The sequence below is a fragment of the Spirillospora albida genome (genome assembly GCF_000718255.1).
In the GTDB taxonomy this organism is placed as follows: domain Bacteria; phylum Actinomycetota; class Actinomycetes; order Streptosporangiales; family Streptosporangiaceae; genus Spirillospora; species Spirillospora albida.
In genome coordinates this window covers 74,696-89,913 of the sequence record NZ_JOFJ01000013.1, presented here as the reverse complement: position 1 = coordinate 89,913, position 15,218 = coordinate 74,696, and the positions used below count along the sequence as shown (strand labels likewise).

Genomic DNA, 15,218 nt, shown 5'->3' with positions numbered 1-15,218 from the left:
ATGAGTCCACGACGGCGCGACGCCGAGGGCACCGCCGCGGCCCGCGCGGAGCGGCGGGCCGAGCTGCTCGCCGCGGCGGCCGAGGTGTTCGCCTCCCAGGGCTACTCCGCCACCACGATCCGGAAGGTCGCCGACGCGGCCGGGATCCTCGGCGGCAGCCTGTACTACCACTTCGACTCCAAGGAGTCGATGGCCGACGAGATCCTGTCGACGTTCCTGGACGAGATGTGGGCGTCCTACGACCGGGTCCTCGCGGCGGGGCTGGGCGCCCGCGACACCCTCGAGGCGATCATCGTCGAGTCGTTCCGGTCGATCGACCGGCACCGGCCCGCCGTCGTGCTCTACCAGAACGAGTCCAAGCACCTCGCGAACTCCGAGCGGTTCCGCTACCTCCTCGACTCGCAGCGGCGGTTCGAGGAGATGTGGCTGGCGCTGCTGGAGCGCGGCGTCCGCGAGGGGGAGTTCCGCTCCGACCTCGACCTGGTCCTCATCTACCGGTTCGTCCGCGACACCGTCTGGGTCGCGGCGAACTGGTACCAGCACGGCGGGCGCCTGTCCGCCGACGACATCGCCAAGCAGTACCTCGCCATGGTCCTGGAAGGGATCCAGGCGAGCTGAGCCCCCTGGCAGAAGGAGACATCATGGCCGAGGCCTACATCGTCGACGCGGTCCGCGCGCCGGTCGGGCGCAAGAAGGGCGGGCTCGCCGGCGTTCATCCCGCCGACCTCGGCGCCCACGTGCTGAAGGCGCTGATGGACCGGGTGGACGTCGATCCCGCCGCCGTCGAGGACGTCGTGTTCGGCAACGTCGACAGCGTCGGCCCGCAGGCCGGGGACATCGCGCGCACCTGCTGGCTGGCCGCCGGCCTCCCCGAGGAGGTCCCCGGTGTCACCGTCGACCGCCAGTGCGGCTCGTCCCAGCAGGCGGTGCACTTCGCGGCGCAGGCCGTCCTGTCCGGGACGTCCGACCTCGTCGTCGCGGGCGGCGTGCAGAACATGTCGCAGATCCCCATCTCGTACGCGATGCTGGCGGGCGAGCCGCTCGGCTTCACCGAGGGCCCGTTCGCGGGGTCCAAGGGCTGGCGGGCCCGGTACGGGGACCGCGAGGTCTCGCAGTTCGCGGGCGCCGAGCAGATCGCCGCCGACTGGGACATCTCCCGGGAGGAGATGGAGCGGTTCGCCTACGAGTCGCATCAGCGGGCGCTCCGCGCCATCGACGAGGGCCGGTTCGAGCGGGAGATCGTCCCTTTGGAAGGCGTCACCACCGACGAGGGGCCGCGGCGCGACACCACCCTGGAGAAGATGGCGGGGCTGAAGGCGCTCGTCGAGGGCGGCCGGCTCACCGCGGCGCTGTCGTCCCAGATCTCGGACGGCTCCGCCGCGCTGCTCATCGCGTCCGAGCAGGCCGTGAGGGACCACGGGCTCACGCCCCGCGCCAGGATCCACCACATCTCGGCGCGCGGCGAGGACCCGATCCGGATGCTGTCCGCGCCGATCCCCGCCACCGCGTTCGCGCTGAAGAAGACCGGCATGACGATCGGCGACATCGACGCCGTCGAGATCAACGAGGCGTTCGCGTCCGTCGTGCTGGCGTGGCTGAAGGAGACCGGCGCCGACCCGGCGAAGGTCAACCCGAACGGCGGCGCGATCGCGCTCGGCCACCCGCTCGGCGCGACCGGCGCCCGCCTGATGACGACGCTGCTGCACGAGCTGGAGCGCACCGGCGGCCGCTACGGCCTGCAGACGATGTGCGAGGGCGGCGGCCAGGCCAACGTCACCGTCATCGAGCGCCTCTGACCCCGCCCGCCCGGCGCCCGGTGCGATGATCGTCCGATGATCGACATCACGGGCTGGGCGCCGGAGCCGGACGAGACGACGGAGACCATCGCCGCCGGGCCGGCGGCGGCGCTGGCCGGGGTCCTCGACGTGGAGCCGGCGGGGGAGGAGCTGCCGCCGCTCTGGCAGTGGCTCCACTTCCTCGAACGTCCGGCCCAGCGGGAGCTGGGGGCGGACGGGCATCCCCGCGACGGCCGGTTCCTCCCGCCCCTTCCCGAGCGGCGGCGGATGTTCGCGGGCGGCCGGTTCCGGTGCGGGGAGCCGCTGCGGATCGGCGACACCGTCACCCGGCGCGCGGAACTCGCGTCCACGGCCGTGAAGAGCGGGCGCAGCGGCGAGCTGCTGTTCGTCACCGTCCGGCACACGTTCCTGCGGGACGGGACCGTGCTCGCCGTGGAGGAGCAGGACCTCGTTTACCGCAGTGGCGACGCCGCGCCGCCTCCGGCGGAGGCCACGCTCGACGCACCCGTCGTCGACGCGCCGTGGACGCTGCCCGTCACGGCGGACCCGGTGCTGCTGTTCCGTTTCAGCGCGCTGACGTACAACGCCCACCGCATCCACTACGACGAGGCGTACGCGACGCGGGTCGAAGGGCACGCCGGGCTCGTCGTGCACGGCCCGCTGCTCGCGATCCTCTGCATGGAACTCCCGCGCCGGGCCGGCGTGCGGGTGCGGGAGCTGTCGTTCCGGGCCAGCAGGCCCGTCCACGCGGGGCGGCCGTTCGTCGTCGCCGGTTCGCCGGGCGGGACGCTGTCCGTCGAGGCGCCCGGCGGCGTCACGGCGATGACCGCGGCGTTCGCCCCTTAGATCCGGTTGCGCTCGATGAGCTGCTTGACGATGACGTTCCGCTGGATCTCGTTCGTCCCCTCACCGACGATCATGAGGGGCGCGTCGCGGAAGTAGCGCTCGACGTCGAACTCGGTCGAGTACCCGGCCGCGCCGTGGATCCGGACGGCGTCGAGCGCGATCCGCATCGCGGCCTCGGACGCGTACAGCTTCGCCATGCCCGCCTCCATGTCGCAGCGCTCCCCGGCGTCCAGCCGCGCGGCGGCGTCCAGGGTGAGCAGGCGCGCGGCCCGCAGGCTCGTCGCCATGTCGGCGAGGTAGTTGCCGATCGACTGGTGCCGCCAGATCGGTTTCCCGAACGCCTCCCGCTCCTGCGCGTACCGGAGGGAGTCCTCCAGCGCGGCCCGGCCGACACCGAGCGCGCGCGCCGCGACCTGGATGCGGCCGACCTCGAGGCCCCGCATCATCTGCGCGAACCCGCGCCCCTCCACGCCGCCGAGGACGGCGCCGAGCGGCGCCTCGTAACCGTCGAACACCAGCTCGCAGCTCTCGACGCCCTTGTAGCCGAGCTTCGGGAGGTCGCGGGAGACGGTGAGACCGGGGCCCTTCTCCACCAGCAGGATGCTGATCCCCCTGTGCCGCGGCTCGGCGGACGGGTCCGTCTTGCACATCAGCGCGATCAGCCCGGACGTCCGCGCGTTGGTGATCCACATCTTGGCGCCGGCCACGACGTACCGGTCGCCGTCGCGGCGCGCGGTCGTCCGCATCGCCTGCAGGTCGGATCCGCCGGACGGCTCGGTCAGCGCCATCGTGGCGCGCAGCTCGCCGGTCGCCATCCGGGGGAGGTACCGGTCCTTCTGCTCGTCGGTACCGAACGTCGCGATCAGGTGCGAGACGACGGTGTGGCCGCCGAACGCGCCGGCGAGGGTCATCCAGCCGCGCGCCAGCTCCTCGGTGACCAGGGCGTAGCAGGTCTTGGAGACGGCGGCGTCCCCGTAGGGCGCGGGCACCGCCAAGCCGAAGACGCCGAGCTCCTTCATGCGGCCGATCAGCGCCTCGGGGTACGTGCCGGCGTGCTCCAGATCCCGGGCCGCCGGACGGACCTCCCGGTCGACGAAGTCCGCGACGACCTCGACGACGGCCCGTTCCTCATCGCTCAACCCGTACATGGGTCCTCCCTCACCTCCCGGCGATCATATTTCATATATTTGATAGCGTGCCGGTATGGCGGGTGATCTGGGACGGCGGCGCCAGCTGAGCGACGAGGTCGCCGCGTACATCCGGGACCTCATCATGTCGGGTCAGGTCCGGCACGGGGAGTTCCTCCGGCTGGAACGGGTCGCCGACGATCTCGGGATCAGCGTCACCCCCGTCCGCGAGGCGCTGCTCGCGCTGCGCGCCGAGGGGTTCGTGACGCTGGAGCCGCGCCGCGGCTTCATGCCGGCGCCCCTGTCGAAGCGCGACGTGCACGATCTCTTCCAGTCCCAGTCCTACTTCGCGGGAGAGCTCGCCGCCCGTGCCGCCGAGAAGATCACCGCGCCGGAGCTGGAGCGCCTGGAGCACACGCAGGCCCAGCTCGTCCGGGCCTCCGAGGACGCGGACCCCGAGGCCATCGAGCGGGCCAACCACCGGTTCCACCGGACGATCAACCTGTGCGCCGCCTCCCCGAAGATGGCGTGGCTGCTCCAGACCGTCGCCCGCTACGCGCCGCGCCGCTTCTACGCCACGATCCAGGGCTGGAGCCAGGCGTCGGTGGACGACCACCGGATGATCCTCACCGCGCTGCGGGACGGGGAGGCGGCCGCCGCCCGCGAGGCGATGCGGGCGCATATATGGCATGCGGGCGTCCTGCTCGTGCTCCATCTCGAGGAGCGGGGATTCTGGGCGGATCATATAAAAAATACGGAGGGAGAACGGTGAGCAGGCTCCAGCAGACCCACGGCCTCACGGACGAGCAGCGCGAGATCCTCGGGACCGTCCGGGCGTTCACCGAGAAGGAGATCCTTCCGGTCGCGACCGCGCTCGAGCACGCCGACGCCTACCCCCAGGCCATCGTGGACGGGATGAAGGACCTCGGCCTGTTCGGTCTCATGATCGGCGAGGAGCACGGCGGGCTCGGGGAGTCGCTGCTGACCTACGCCCTGGCCGTGGAGGAGCTGTCGCGCGGCTGGATGAGCGTGTCCGGCATCCTCAACACGCACTTCATCGTCGCCTGGATGATCACCCACCACGGCACGCCGGCGCAGCGGGCGCGCTACCTGCCGAAGATGGCGACCGGCGAGATCCGCGGCGCGTTCTCGATGTCGGAGCCCGGCTGCGGCTCCGACGTCGCCGCGATCACGACCCGGGCCGTCCCGGACGGCGGCCACCACGTCATCACCGGCCAGAAGATGTGGCTGACGAACGGCGCGTCCGCGAACCTCGTCGCGACGCTCGTGAAGACCGATCCGGACGCGGGCCACCGCGGCATGACGACGTTCCTCGTCGACAAGGAGCCCGGCTTCGGGGAGGTCGCGCCCGGCCTCACCGTCCCGGGCAAGATCGAGAAGATGGGCTACAAGGGCGTCGACACGACCGAGCTGCTGTTCGACGGGTTCCGGATCCCGTCCGGGCAGATCCTCGGCGGGACCACCGGGCGCGGCTTCCACCAGATGATGGACGGCGTCGAGGTCGGCCGCGTGAACGTCGCCGCCCGGGGCTGCGGCGTCGCCCGCCGCGCCTACGAGCTCGCCCTGGGCTACGCCCGGCAGCGCGAGACGTTCGGCAGGCCGATCGTCGAGCACCAGGCCGTGCTGTTCCGGCTCGCGGAGATGGCGACGAAGGTCGAGGCCGCCCACCAGATGATGGTGATGGCCGCCCGCCGCAAGGACGGGGGCGAGCGCAACGACCTCGAGGCCGGCATGGCGAAGTACCTGGCGGGCGAGTACTGCAAGGAGGTCGTGGAGGACGCGTTCCGCATCCACGGCGGCTACGCCTACTCCAAGGAGTACGAGATCGAGCGCCTCTACCGCGAGGCGCCGATGCTCCTCATCGGCGAGGGCACGGCCGACATCCAGAAGATGATCATCGGCCGCCGGCTGCTGGAGGGCTGATCGTTGCGTCCGCTCGACGGGGTCACGGTCGTGGCGCTCGAACAGGCCGTCGCGGCGCCCTTCGCGTCCCGGCAGCTCGCCGACCTCGGCGCCCGCGTCATCAAGGTCGAACGCGTCGACGGCGGCGACTTCGCCCGCGCCTACGACACCGGCGTCCGCGGCGCCCTCGGGACCCACTTCGCCTGGCTGAACCGGTCGAAGGAGTCGGTCGCCCTCGACCTGAAGCGGGACGAGGGCCGGGCGGTCCTCGACGACCTCGTCTCGCGCGCCGACGTGTTCCTGCAGAACCTCGCGCCGGGCGCCGCCGCCCGCCTCGGGTTCGGGGCGGACGCGCTGCGCGCACGCGATCCCCGGCTCATCGTCGTGGACCTGTCCGGCTACGGCTCGGACGGCCCGTACCGCGGCAGGCGGGCCTACGACATGCTCGTCCAGGCCGAGACCGGCATCGTCTCCGTGACGGGGACGCCCGGCTCGCCGGTGAAGGCGGGCGCCCCGCTGGCCGACATCGCCGCCGGGATGTACGCGTTCTCGGGCGTCCTCGCCGCGCTCGTCCGGCGCGGGACGACGGGTGAGGGCGCGTCGATCGAGGTCGCGATGTTCGACGCGGTCGCCGAATGGATGGGCCAGGCGATGTACACGGCGCTCTACACCGGTGAGCCGCCGCCCCGCACGGGCCTCGCGCACCCGGTCATCGCGCCGTACGACGCGTACCCCACCGCGTCCGGTGAGGACGTCGTCATCGGGGTGCAGAACGACCGGGGCTGGGCGGCGCTCGCGACCCGCGTCCTGGACCGTCCCGACCTGGTCACCGACCCGGAGTTCGCGACGAACCGGGCCCGCACCCGTAACCGGGAGAAGACGGACGCGCTCGTCGCCGCCGCCACGTCCCGGCTGACCCGCGGGGAGCTGACCCGCCGTCTGGACGAGGCGGGCGTCCCGAACGCCTCCCTGAACGACGTCCACGGCCTCATCGCGCACCCGCAGCTCGCGGCGCGCGGCCGCTGGCGCGAGGTCGGCTCCCCGGCCGGTGACCTGCGCGCGCTCCTGCCGCCCATCACGTTCGCGGACGCCGAAGCCCGCATGGACCCGATCCCGGCCCTCGGTGAGCACACCGACGCCGTCCTCCACGAACTGGGCCGCGGGCCCGATGAGATCGCGCGCCTCCGCGCCTCCGGCGCCGTCGGCTGACGGGTAGCGTGGGCTCCGTGTCCGATCGCCGCCGCGCCGAGCTGCGCGACTTCCTGAGGATCCGCCGCGCCCGCCTCACGCCCGCCGACGTCGGGATGCCCCCCGGCGGCCGGCGCCGCACGCCGGGGCTGCGCCGCGAGGAGGTCGCCGTCCTCGCCGGCGTCGGAGTGTCCTGGTACACGTGGCTGGAACAGGGCCGCGACATCACCGTGTCCGCGGACGTCCTGGACGCGATCTCCCGGGCGCTGCGGCTGGACGGCGCGGAACGCGAGCACCTCTACCTCCTCGCGGGCCTCAACCCGCCGCGCCGCGACCCGGTCCCGGCCGTGCCGGTCGCTCCGGAACTCCAGCGGGTCCTGGACGCGTGGTCGCCGCGCCCCGGGTACGTCCGTGACCGGCACTGGAATTTCGTCGCGCTCAACGACGCGGCCAAGGACGTGTTCGGGTACGGCGACACCGACCACAACTGCCTGGTCACCTTCTTCACCAATGCGCGGTACCGGTCCGTTCTCGAGCACTGGGCGGCGGCCGCGCCGGGCGTCGTGGCCCGCTTCCGCGCCGACGCGGCCCGCCATCCGGACGACCCGGAGTACGACCGCCTCATCGCGGACCTGTGCGCCGCGAGCGCCGAATTCGCCGAGCTGTGGTCCCGGCACGAGGTGAGCGTGCCCGCCCGGACGGTGAAGGCGATCCTGCATCCGGAGGTGGGGTTGCTGGTCCTCGAGGCGACGCTGCTGCCGCTGCCCGAGCGGCCGGGCGACCAGATGGTGCTGTACAACCCGCGGCCCGGCACCGGATCCGTCGAACGGCTCGCGCGGCTGGCGGGCGCACCGCTGTCCAGGGCGGGCTGAGCCCGCGAGGGTGGTGGTGGCGGACCCCGGATCAACGGAGTCTGTCAGCCGGGCCGGCGGTCCGGCAGCATCGTGGCATGACCGAAAACGATATGAGGACCCGTGAGTTCGCCGGCCGCCCCGTGGGCGCGGTCGGGCTCGGATGCATGGGCATGAGCTGGGCGTACGGCGAGTCGGAGCGGGACGACGACGCGTCCGTGGCGCTGATCCGCGAGGCCCTGGACCTCGGCGTGACGTTCATCGACACCGCGCAGGTGTACGGGAACGGCCACAACGAGACCCTGGTCGGCCGGGCGCTCGCGGGCCGCCGCGACGAGGCCGTCGTCGCCACGAAGACCGGCCTGGTCCTCGCCGACGCGGCCGCCTGGCGGATCGATCGGAAGGCGACGCCCGAGCTGGTGAGGACGTCCGCCGAGGAGAGCCTCCGCCGCCTCGGCACCGACGTGATCGACCTGTACTACCTGCACCGCGTCGACCCGGCGGTGCCGCTCGCCGACTCGTGGGGCGCGATGGCGGACCTCGTCGCCGAGGGCAAGGTGCGGCGGCTCGGCCTCTCCGAGGTGTCCGTCGCGGAGGCGGCGGAGGCGCATGCGATCCACCCGGTCGCGGCGATCCAGTCGGAGCTGTCGCTCTGGACGCGGGACGCGCAGGGCGTGCCCGGCGGCGTCCTGGAGTCGGGCGACGTCGTCGGCTGGTGCGCCGCCCACGGGGCCGCGTTCGTGCCGTTCTCCCCGCTCGGCCGCGGCTTCCTCACCGGGAAGGTCACCGGCGACTTCGAGGACACCGACTACCGGGGCGGCAATCCCCGTTTCCAGGAGGACGCCCTGAAGGCGAACCGCCGCATCGTCGAGGTCGCCGAAGCGGTCGCGGCACGGCACGGTGCGACGCCGGCCCAGGTGGCGATCGCGTGGACGCTCGCGCAGGGCGACCACGTCATCCCGATCCCGGGCACGAAGAAGTCCCGCTACCTCCGTGAGAACGCGGACGCCGCCTCCCTGGTCCTCACGGAGCAGGACCTGGCCGCGCTGGACGCCGTCCCGGCGGCGGTCGGGAACCGTTACTGAGCGGAGGGGGCGGGGTTCCGCGCCGCCTGGGCGAGGACCTCGTCGAGGCTCCACTGGTCGTTGGCGTGCTCGCCGTACTTCGCGGCGAGCAGGCGGCCGTCCGGGGCGATGAGGAAGTCGCCGGGCAGGCCGAGCCGTCCGCCCGCCGGGCTCCTGGCCGGGAGTTTCCCGCGTCCGCGCAGCAGCCGCCATGTGCCGTGCAGGACGCCGAGGACGATCCCCGGCCACGCCCGCGGATCGAGCAGGGAGCGGCGGGACGATTCCACGCCGAACTCGCGGTAGAGCGCCTTGCCCGGATCGGCGATCACGGGGAACGGCAGGTCGTCCACGTGCCCCGCGAGTTCCTCGGCGGGGGAGTGGAACACGGCGACCTCGGTGATGCCCGCCGCCTCCAGTTCGGCGTGCCGGACGGTGAACGCCCGCAGGTGCAGGTTGCAGATCGGGCAGCCCGCGAAGCGGCGGAACTGCAGGTGGACGAGCCGTCCGGGGGCGGGGATCGTGATCGGTGCGGCGTTGACGGGGGTCAGGTCCCGTGCCGGGATGTCGGATCCGGTGACGAGATGCATGAGGGCGGCCTCCTGTAGGTGTACGGCATACGCTTACGATGGTAGGCGTATGCCGTACGCTGTCAAGTCATGCCGCGTCCCCGCTCGCTCACCCAGGACCAGGTCGCCGCCGCCGCGCTCGCCGTCGCCGACCGGGACGGCCTCGCCGGGCTGTCCATGCGCGCCGTCGCCAAGGAGCTCGGGATGAGCACGATGGCGCTCTACCGGTACGTCCGCGACCGAGACGAGCTCGAGGGACTGATCGTCGATCTCGTCCTCGGGGAGGTCGACACGTCGCCGCCGCCGGACGGTCCGTGGCGGGAGCGCGTCGAGGTCATGGCGGTGCGCATGCGGGACGCTCTCGCCGCGCACGCCGCGATCGTCCCGCTGACGATGACGCACCGGCACGGCTCGCCGGGGTCGCTGCGCTGGGGCGAGACGGTCACCGGGATCCTCGCCCAGGCCGGGATCGAGGGGCGGGCCGCCGCGATCGCGCTGCGCGCGCTGATCGCCTATGTCACCGGCGCGATCCAGCTCGAACACCTGGGCGCGCTGTCGGGAACGGGGACCGACGCCATCGCGGAACTCCCCGGCGACGTGTTCCCGAACATGGCGAAGACCGCGCAGCACGCCCGCGGCATCGGCCCGGACGAGGAGTTCCTCGGGGGCCTCTCGGCCTTGCTGCGCGGTCTCGGGTCCTAGCGCACCAGGAGGGACTGCTGGGCGGTGATGGCGTCCACGGCCTGCCTCACGATGCCGTCGATCAGCTCGGCGCAGCTCGGCAGGTCGTCGATGACGCCGACGACCTGGCCGGACGCCATGACGCCGAGGTCGGGACGGCCGTCCACCATGGCGGCCCTCAGCAGCATCGGGGTGTTGGCGGCCATCAGCACCTGCGACCAGGTCAGGTCCTTGCCGTGCTTCATGGCCTTGCCGTCGGCGAGCATCGCGCGCCACGACATGCCCGACAGCTTCTTGAACCGGGCGCCGTTGCGGATGGCCCGGAACGTGCCGCTCACCCGGCCCGACCTCTCCAGGGTGTCGACCAGCTCGCTGCGCAGCACGCGGTGCGGCATCCCGTCGACCTGGCGGGTGACGATGGTCTCGCCCGTCCTCAGGTAGACCTGTTTCACCTCGTCCGGCACCGAGCTGTCCGACGTGAGGAGGAACCGGGTGCCCATCGCGACGCCCGCCGCGCCGTAGGAGAGGGCGGCGGCGAGGCCGCGGCCGTCGAAGAAGCCGCCGGCCGCGATCACGGGGATGTCGACGGCGTCCACGACCTGGGGGAGCAGCAGCGTGGTGGCGACGGCGCCGGTGTGCCCGCCGCCCTCACCGCCCTGCACGAGCACGGCGTCCGCGCCCCAGGCGGCGACCTTCTCCGCGTGCCGGCGCGCGCCGACGGACGGGACGACGACGACCCCCGCGTCCTTCAGCCTGGCGATCAGCTCCCGCTTCGGCGCGAGCGCGAACGAGGCGACCTTGACGCCCTCCTTGATGAGGAGGTCGATCCGGTCGCCCGCGTCCCCGGCGTCGGCGCGCAGGTTCACGCCGAACGGCGCGTCCGTCCGCTCCTTGACCTCGCGGACGGCGGCGGCCAGCTCGTCGAGGGTCATCGTCGCGGACGCGAGGATGCCGAGCCCGCCCGCGTTCGCGACGGCGGTGACGAGGCGGGGCCCGGCGACCCACCCCATGCCGGTCTGGACGACGGGGTGCCGCACGCCCGCGAGCCGCGTCAGCGGCGTGTCGAGGACCTGCTCGCTCACGACGGCACCTCGCGTTCCCGAAGGCCCTTCGGGTCGAGGACGTCGCGCATGATGCGCAGCTCCTCGGCGGTCGGAAGGCGCGTCTCCGGCACCTCGTCCGGGACGGCGAGCTCGAAGCCGGTGGCGGCCACGACCTCATCGACGGTGACGCCGGGGTGCACCGACCGCAGCCGCATCCGCCCGTCCGGCGTCTCGAAGTCGAGGACGGCCAGGTTGGACACCACGGCCCGGAGGTCGTGCGCGCCCCGGTCGGTGCCGACGCCGCTGACGAAGTCGACCTTCTCGGTGAACACGCGCGCGGAGTGCTTCGGCACCCAGTAGCTCGTCGGATTGAGGAGCGTGTTGCCGGGGCCGCCGCGCGCGCCCAGGAGCTGCCGCGCGGGCCGGTCCCAGTCGCCGATGCACGAGATGTTCGTGTTGCCGTGCGCGTCGATCTGGCTCGGACCCATGATGACGTGGCGGCGCCCGTTGAGGACGAGCCACAGGTGGTCGCGGAACGGCAGCCAGCCCTCGATCTCCGTCGCGGACCGCCCGAGCGGGACGGGCCCGGCGCTCAGCACCGGCCCGCCGTCGGTCGTCAGGAGATCGGGCTCGAACGTGGCGCGGGCCAGCCGCGACCCGAGCATCGGGACGAACCCGGCGACGGCCGCGGCGACGATCTCGCCGTCGCCGCGGAACAGCTCGGCGCAGGCCACGGCGCACACCTCGGCGCGCGTGGCGGTGATGGTCTCCGTCATCGGTCCTCCTCCCGCCACACGCGGACGGCGTCCTGGTACGCGGCCTCGTCACCGGCCAGGAAGCGGTCGCGGAACGCGGCCCACCGCTCCGGGTCCCCGGCCGACTGCGCGTACAGCCTCTGGAACCCCTCGTCCCGGCCGTGGTCGGGGACGCAGTCGGTGAAGTGCGCGCCGTTCGGGGTCTCGACGACGCCCGCGACGTGCGACCGGCTGATGAGAAGGGACTGCAGCGGCCCCTCCTTGGCGAGGTCGGCGGTGTCGACGAGCCGCTCGCACGTGACGTAGGTGCGCTCGGCGGCCTTGGCGAACAGGTCGTCCATGTACGGGTCGGGGCCGAGGTACTGCGCGTTGCCGCGCGCGTCGGCGCGGTTCATGTGGACGAACGCGACGTCCATCGCCAGCGGCGGGACGGCGACGACCTCCTCGTCCCCGTACGGCGACCGGATGGTCTTCAGGCCGGGGTTGACCCTCAGGACGTCGGAGCCGAGGCCGACCGGGGTGGGCAGGAACGGCAGCCGGTGCGCGGCCGCGTACAGCCCGAACAGGAACATGCCCTCGTCGTACTCGGTCATCTCGATCGCGCCGGTCTGCCGCGCGGTGCGGAAGTGCGGCTCGAGGGGGATCGAGTCGAGCGTGACGAACGCCGTGATGAGCCGGCGGATCTTCCCGGCGGCGCACAGCAGCCCGACGTCCGGCCCGCCGTAGGAGATGACGGTCAGGTCGGTGACGGGGGAGTTGCACAGCGCCCGGACGAGCGCCATCGGCTTGCGCCGCGACCCCCAGCCGCCGATCCCGATCGTCATGCCGCTCTCCAGCGAGCCGACGATCTCGTCGATCGTCCGCACCTTGCCGGTCGCGCTCATCTCGCCCCCTTCGCCACGAAGGCGTCGCGGTGCTCGTCGCCCGCGCCCATGAGGTTCAGCTCGAACGTGAAGCCCTGCTCGAAGCGGTAGCTGCGTTTCACGTCGACCGGGTCGATGCCGTTCAGCGACTCCTTGGCGCGGCGGATCACGTACCGGTCCTTCGCGGCGATGTTCGCGGCGATCTCCATGGCCTTCGCGCGCAGCTCGTCCCTCGCGACGACCTCCAGCACCGACCCGTGGTGGTGCAGCTCCGCCGCGGTGACGTTCCGGCACGTGTAGACCATCGCCCGCATCAGGTGCTGCGGGACGAGCCGGGCGAGGTGGGTGGCGGCGCCGAGCGCGCCCCGGTCCACCTCCGGCAGGCCGAAGAAGGCGTCGTCCGACGCGATGACGATGTCGGCGTTGCCCGCGAGGCCGATCCCGCCGCCGAGGCAGAAGCCCTGCACGGCGGCGACGACGGGGACCTCGCACTCGTAGACGGCGGCGAACGCCGCGTAGCAGCCCCGGTTGGCCCCCACCAGCGCGGTGTGGCCCTCCGTCGCCTGCATCTCCTTGATGTCGACGCCCGCGTTGAAGCCCCGGCCCTCGGCCCGGAGCACGACGGCGCCGACCTGCGGGTCGCGCCCGGCCGCGGTGACCGCGTCGGCCAGCTCGAACCACCCCGCCACGGTCAGGGCGTTGACCGGCGGCGCGTCCACGACGATCTCTGCGACCCCGTCCAGGGTCGTGGTGGAGACTCCCATGCGCTACCTTTCCACCAAACATTTGTTAGAACTGACCGTAGCAGAGGAGGCGGGATGGCACTGGCCCTGGACCTGTCCGGCAAGACCGTCGTGGTCACCGGGGGAGTGCGCGGAGTCGGCGCGGGGATCAGCCGCGCCTTCCTGGAGGCCGGGGCGGACGTCGTCGCCGTCGCCCGGCGCGAGCCGGAGCGGCTCCCCGCGGCGGGCGGCCGGACGGCGCGCTTCTTCTCCCTGGACGTCCGCGACCCCGACGCCGCCGAGGCGTTCATGGCGGGCCTCGACCGGATCGACGTCCTGGTCAACAACGCGGGCGGCGCGCCCCACCTGCCGGTCGCCGAGGGCCCGCTGCGCACCCACATCAAGATCATCGAGCTGAACCTGACCGCGCCGCTGATCATGGCGCGGGCGGCGCGGGCCAGGATGGCGGCGGGCGGCCACGGTGGCTCGATCATCATGGTCGGCAGCGTGAGCGGGGTGCGCCCGTCGCCGGGCACAGCCGCCTACGGCGCCGCCAAGGCGGGCCTGCAGAGCCTCGCCACGTCCCTCGCCGTCGAGTGGGCGCCGGACGTGCGCGTCAACACGGTGACGCTCGGCATGGTCCGCACGGAGCTCGCCCACCTGCACTACGGCGACGAGGACGGCATCGCGGCCGTCGGGGCCACCGTCCCGGCCGGCCGGCTCGCCGACCCCTACGAGATCGGCGCCGCCTGCGTGTACCTCGCGTCCGACCTCGCGTCCTACATCACCGGCTCGGCGCTGCTGCTGCACGGCGGGGGCGAGCGCCCCGCCTTCCTGGACGCCGCCACCGTCAACAAGGAGGAGTCACGATGATCTGCAAGGACCGTGTGGTCGCCGTCACCGGCGCGGGCCGCGGCCTCGGCCGCGCCCACGCGCTGGAGTTCGCCCGGGAGGGCGCGCTCGTCGTCGTCAACGACCTCGGCGTTGCGCGGGACGGGTCCGGCGACGCCTCCGCGGGCCCGGCGCACGACGTCGTCCGGGAGATCGAGGCGCTCGGTGGCCGGGCCGTCGCCCACACCGAGGACATCGCCGCCGACGCCGGCGCCGCGTCGCTCGTCGCGACGGCGGTCGAGGCGTTCGGGCGGCTGGACGTCCTGGTGAACAACGCCGGGTTCCTCCGCGACCGGATGCTGGTCAACCTGGCCGAGGACGAGTGGGACGCCGTCATGCGCGTCCACCTCAAGGGCCACTTCCTGCCGCTGAAGCACGCCGGGCGGTACTGGCGGGCGGAGAGCAAGGCGGGCCGCCCCGTCGACGCCCGCGTCGTCAACACGTCGTCGGGCGCGGGCCTGCTCGGCAGCGTCGGGCAGGGCAACTACTCGGCGGCGAAGGCCGGCATCGTCGGGCTGACGCTCGTCGCGTCCGCCGAGATGGGCCGGTACGGGGTGACGGTGAACGCGATCGCGCCCGCCGCCCGCACCCGCATGACCGAGGAGGTCTTCGCGCAGACGATGGCGAAGCCCGCCGAGGGCGAGTTCGACGCGATGGCGCCCGAGAACGTCTCCCCGCTCGTCGTCTGGCTCGGTTCGGCCGAGGCCAGGGGCGTGACAGGCCGGGTGTTCGAGGCCGAGGGCGGCAAGATCTGCGTGATGGACGCCTTCCGGCACGGCCCGACCTACGACAAGGGCGCCAAGTGGGAGCCCGCCGAGATCGGCGAGGTCGTCCAGGGCCTGCTGGCGAAGGCGGCCCCGCCGGAGCCCGTCTACGGCGCGAGCTAAGAGGTTCGCAGCGGG

General features: G+C 73.0%; 17 protein-coding genes. 11 read left to right on the top strand and 6 right to left on the bottom strand.

Going from position 1 to position 15,218, the window contains the following annotated elements; genetic code table 11:
* Genes IE99_RS0117990 through IE99_RS0117980 form a run of 3 tightly spaced genes read left to right on the top strand, consistent with a single transcriptional unit; the run spans nucleotide 1 to nucleotide 2,642 of the window.
* On the top strand, nucleotides 1-618 hold the full coding sequence (locus IE99_RS0117990; protein WP_030171734.1) for a TetR/AcrR family transcriptional regulator: 618 nt from the start codon (nucleotides 1-3) through the stop codon (nucleotides 616-618).
* A 23-nt stretch (nucleotides 619-641) separates the two neighbouring features.
* Entirely contained in the window at nucleotides 642-1,796 is a 1,155-nt protein-coding gene (locus IE99_RS0117985; RefSeq protein ID WP_030171731.1) for an acetyl-CoA C-acetyltransferase, read from the top strand.
* Between the two features lie 36 nt (nucleotides 1,797-1,832).
* A complete protein-coding gene (locus IE99_RS0117980; protein WP_030171728.1) occupies nucleotides 1,833-2,642 on the top strand; it encodes an HTD2 family dehydratase in 810 nt (269 codons plus the stop codon).
* Here IE99_RS0117980 and IE99_RS0117975 read toward each other — a convergent pair.
* On the bottom strand, nucleotides 2,639-3,790 hold the full coding sequence (locus tag IE99_RS0117975; RefSeq protein WP_030171725.1) for an acyl-CoA dehydrogenase family protein: 1,152 nt from the start codon (nucleotides 3,788-3,790) through the stop codon (nucleotides 2,639-2,641). The two genes, IE99_RS0117980 and IE99_RS0117975, sit on opposite strands and share 4 nt — an antisense overlap.
* A 55-nt stretch (nucleotides 3,791-3,845) precedes the next feature.
* On the opposite strand from IE99_RS0117975, the gene IE99_RS0117970 reads away from it, so the two are divergent.
* The 5 genes from IE99_RS0117970 (at nucleotide 3,846) to IE99_RS0117950 (ending at nucleotide 8,816) form a co-directional block, all read left to right on the top strand.
* A complete protein-coding gene (locus IE99_RS0117970; protein ID WP_051712676.1) occupies nucleotides 3,846-4,541 on the top strand; it encodes a GntR family transcriptional regulator in 696 nt (231 codons plus the stop codon).
* Nucleotides 4,538-5,713: an acyl-CoA dehydrogenase family protein gene (locus IE99_RS0117965; RefSeq protein WP_030171719.1), complete on the top strand. Its 1,176-nt coding sequence runs from the start codon at nucleotides 4,538-4,540 to the stop codon at nucleotides 5,711-5,713. The genes IE99_RS0117970 and IE99_RS0117965 overlap by 4 nt, the downstream gene beginning before the upstream one ends.
* A 3-nt stretch (nucleotides 5,714-5,716) precedes the next feature.
* Nucleotides 5,717-6,901 carry a CaiB/BaiF CoA transferase family protein gene (locus tag IE99_RS0117960; RefSeq protein WP_030171717.1) on the top strand — a complete coding sequence of 395 codons (1,185 nt, stop codon included), beginning with the start codon at nucleotides 5,717-5,719 and terminating at the stop codon, nucleotides 6,899-6,901.
* A 17-nt stretch (nucleotides 6,902-6,918) separates the two neighbouring features.
* Complete coding sequence (locus IE99_RS0117955) at nucleotides 6,919-7,752, top strand: helix-turn-helix transcriptional regulator (protein WP_245623249.1); 834 nt, start codon at nucleotides 6,919-6,921, stop codon at nucleotides 7,750-7,752.
* 92 nt (nucleotides 7,753-7,844) lie between these two features.
* The gene (locus tag IE99_RS0117950) at nucleotides 7,845-8,816 is read left to right on the top strand and encodes an aldo/keto reductase (protein WP_030171712.1); all 972 of its coding nucleotides are present in this window, start codon (nucleotides 7,845-7,847) and stop codon (nucleotides 8,814-8,816) included.
* Here the strand turns inward: IE99_RS0117950 and IE99_RS0117945 are convergent.
* Complete coding sequence (locus IE99_RS0117945) at nucleotides 8,810-9,382, bottom strand: peroxiredoxin-like family protein (protein WP_030171709.1); 573 nt, start codon at nucleotides 9,380-9,382, stop codon at nucleotides 8,810-8,812. The two genes, IE99_RS0117950 and IE99_RS0117945, sit on opposite strands and share 7 nt — an antisense overlap.
* 69 nt (nucleotides 9,383-9,451) lie before the next feature.
* Between IE99_RS0117945 and IE99_RS0117940 the strand changes: the two genes are divergently transcribed.
* Nucleotides 9,452-10,063: a TetR/AcrR family transcriptional regulator gene (locus IE99_RS0117940; RefSeq protein ID WP_030171707.1), complete on the top strand. Its 612-nt coding sequence runs from the start codon at nucleotides 9,452-9,454 to the stop codon at nucleotides 10,061-10,063.
* Here IE99_RS0117940 and IE99_RS0117935 read toward each other — a convergent pair.
* Genes IE99_RS0117935 through IE99_RS0117920 form a run of 4 tightly spaced genes read right to left on the bottom strand, consistent with a single transcriptional unit; the run spans nucleotide 10,060 to nucleotide 13,467 of the window.
* Complete coding sequence (locus IE99_RS0117935; protein WP_030171704.1) at nucleotides 10,060-11,124, bottom strand: NAD(P)H-dependent flavin oxidoreductase; 1,065 nt, start codon at nucleotides 11,122-11,124, stop codon at nucleotides 10,060-10,062. The genes IE99_RS0117940 and IE99_RS0117935 overlap by 4 nt on opposite strands.
* The gene (locus IE99_RS0117930) at nucleotides 11,121-11,861 is read right to left on the bottom strand and encodes a CoA-transferase subunit beta (protein ID WP_030171701.1); all 741 of its coding nucleotides are present in this window, start codon (nucleotides 11,859-11,861) and stop codon (nucleotides 11,121-11,123) included. Before IE99_RS0117930 ends, IE99_RS0117935 begins: the two co-directional genes overlap by 4 nt.
* Nucleotides 11,858-12,724, bottom strand: coding sequence for a CoA transferase subunit A (locus IE99_RS0117925; RefSeq protein WP_030171698.1), 867 nt, complete (start codon nucleotides 12,722-12,724; stop codon nucleotides 11,858-11,860). Before IE99_RS0117925 ends, IE99_RS0117930 begins: the two co-directional genes overlap by 4 nt.
* On the bottom strand, nucleotides 12,721-13,467 hold the full coding sequence (locus IE99_RS0117920; RefSeq protein WP_030171695.1) for an enoyl-CoA hydratase family protein: 747 nt from the start codon (nucleotides 13,465-13,467) through the stop codon (nucleotides 12,721-12,723). The genes IE99_RS0117925 and IE99_RS0117920 overlap by 4 nt, the downstream gene beginning before the upstream one ends.
* A 54-nt stretch (nucleotides 13,468-13,521) precedes the next feature.
* Between IE99_RS0117920 and IE99_RS0117915 the strand changes: the two genes are divergently transcribed.
* Both IE99_RS0117915 and IE99_RS0117910 read left to right on the top strand, forming a co-directional pair.
* Nucleotides 13,522-14,298, top strand: coding sequence for an SDR family oxidoreductase (locus tag IE99_RS0117915; protein WP_030171692.1), 777 nt, complete (start codon nucleotides 13,522-13,524; stop codon nucleotides 14,296-14,298).
* A complete protein-coding gene (locus IE99_RS0117910; protein WP_030171689.1) occupies nucleotides 14,295-15,203 on the top strand; it encodes an SDR family oxidoreductase in 909 nt (302 codons plus the stop codon). The genes IE99_RS0117915 and IE99_RS0117910 overlap by 4 nt, the downstream gene beginning before the upstream one ends.
* The last annotated feature ends 15 nt before the right edge of the window (nucleotides 15,204-15,218 follow it).

What these genes read in the sequence shown, in the direction of transcription:
- IE99_RS0117910 (WP_030171689.1), top strand. Translation starts at nt 14,295, where the DNA reads ATGATCTGCAAGGACCGTGTGGTCGCCGTCACCGGCGCGGGCCGCGGC.
- IE99_RS0117915 (WP_030171692.1), top strand. Translation starts at nt 13,522, where the DNA reads ATGGCACTGGCCCTGGACCTGTCCGGCAAGACCGTCGTGGTCACCGGG.
- IE99_RS0117925 (WP_030171698.1), bottom strand. Translation starts at nt 12,724, where the DNA reads ATGAGCGCGACCGGCAAGGTGCGGACGATCGACGAGATCGTCGGCTCG.
- IE99_RS0117980 (WP_030171728.1), top strand. Translation starts at nt 1,833, where the DNA reads ATGATCGACATCACGGGCTGGGCGCCGGAGCCGGACGAGACGACGGAG.
- IE99_RS0117945 (WP_030171709.1), bottom strand. Translation starts at nt 9,382, where the DNA reads ATGCATCTCGTCACCGGATCCGACATCCCGGCACGGGACCTGACCCCC.
- IE99_RS0117940 (WP_030171707.1), top strand. Translation starts at nt 9,452, where the DNA reads ATGCCGCGTCCCCGCTCGCTCACCCAGGACCAGGTCGCCGCCGCCGCG.
- IE99_RS0117985 (WP_030171731.1), top strand. Translation starts at nt 642, where the DNA reads ATGGCCGAGGCCTACATCGTCGACGCGGTCCGCGCGCCGGTCGGGCGC.
- IE99_RS0117950 (WP_030171712.1), top strand. Translation starts at nt 7,845, where the DNA reads ATGAGGACCCGTGAGTTCGCCGGCCGCCCCGTGGGCGCGGTCGGGCTC.
- IE99_RS0117920 (WP_030171695.1), bottom strand. Translation starts at nt 13,467, where the DNA reads ATGGGAGTCTCCACCACGACCCTGGACGGGGTCGCAGAGATCGTCGTG.
- IE99_RS0117970 (WP_051712676.1), top strand. Translation starts at nt 3,846, where the DNA reads ATGGCGGGTGATCTGGGACGGCGGCGCCAGCTGAGCGACGAGGTCGCC.
- IE99_RS0117930 (WP_030171701.1), bottom strand. Translation starts at nt 11,861, where the DNA reads ATGACGGAGACCATCACCGCCACGCGCGCCGAGGTGTGCGCCGTGGCC.
- IE99_RS0117990 (WP_030171734.1), top strand. Translation starts at nt 1, where the DNA reads ATGAGTCCACGACGGCGCGACGCCGAGGGCACCGCCGCGGCCCGCGCG.
- IE99_RS0117975 (WP_030171725.1), bottom strand. Translation starts at nt 3,790, where the DNA reads ATGTACGGGTTGAGCGATGAGGAACGGGCCGTCGTCGAGGTCGTCGCG.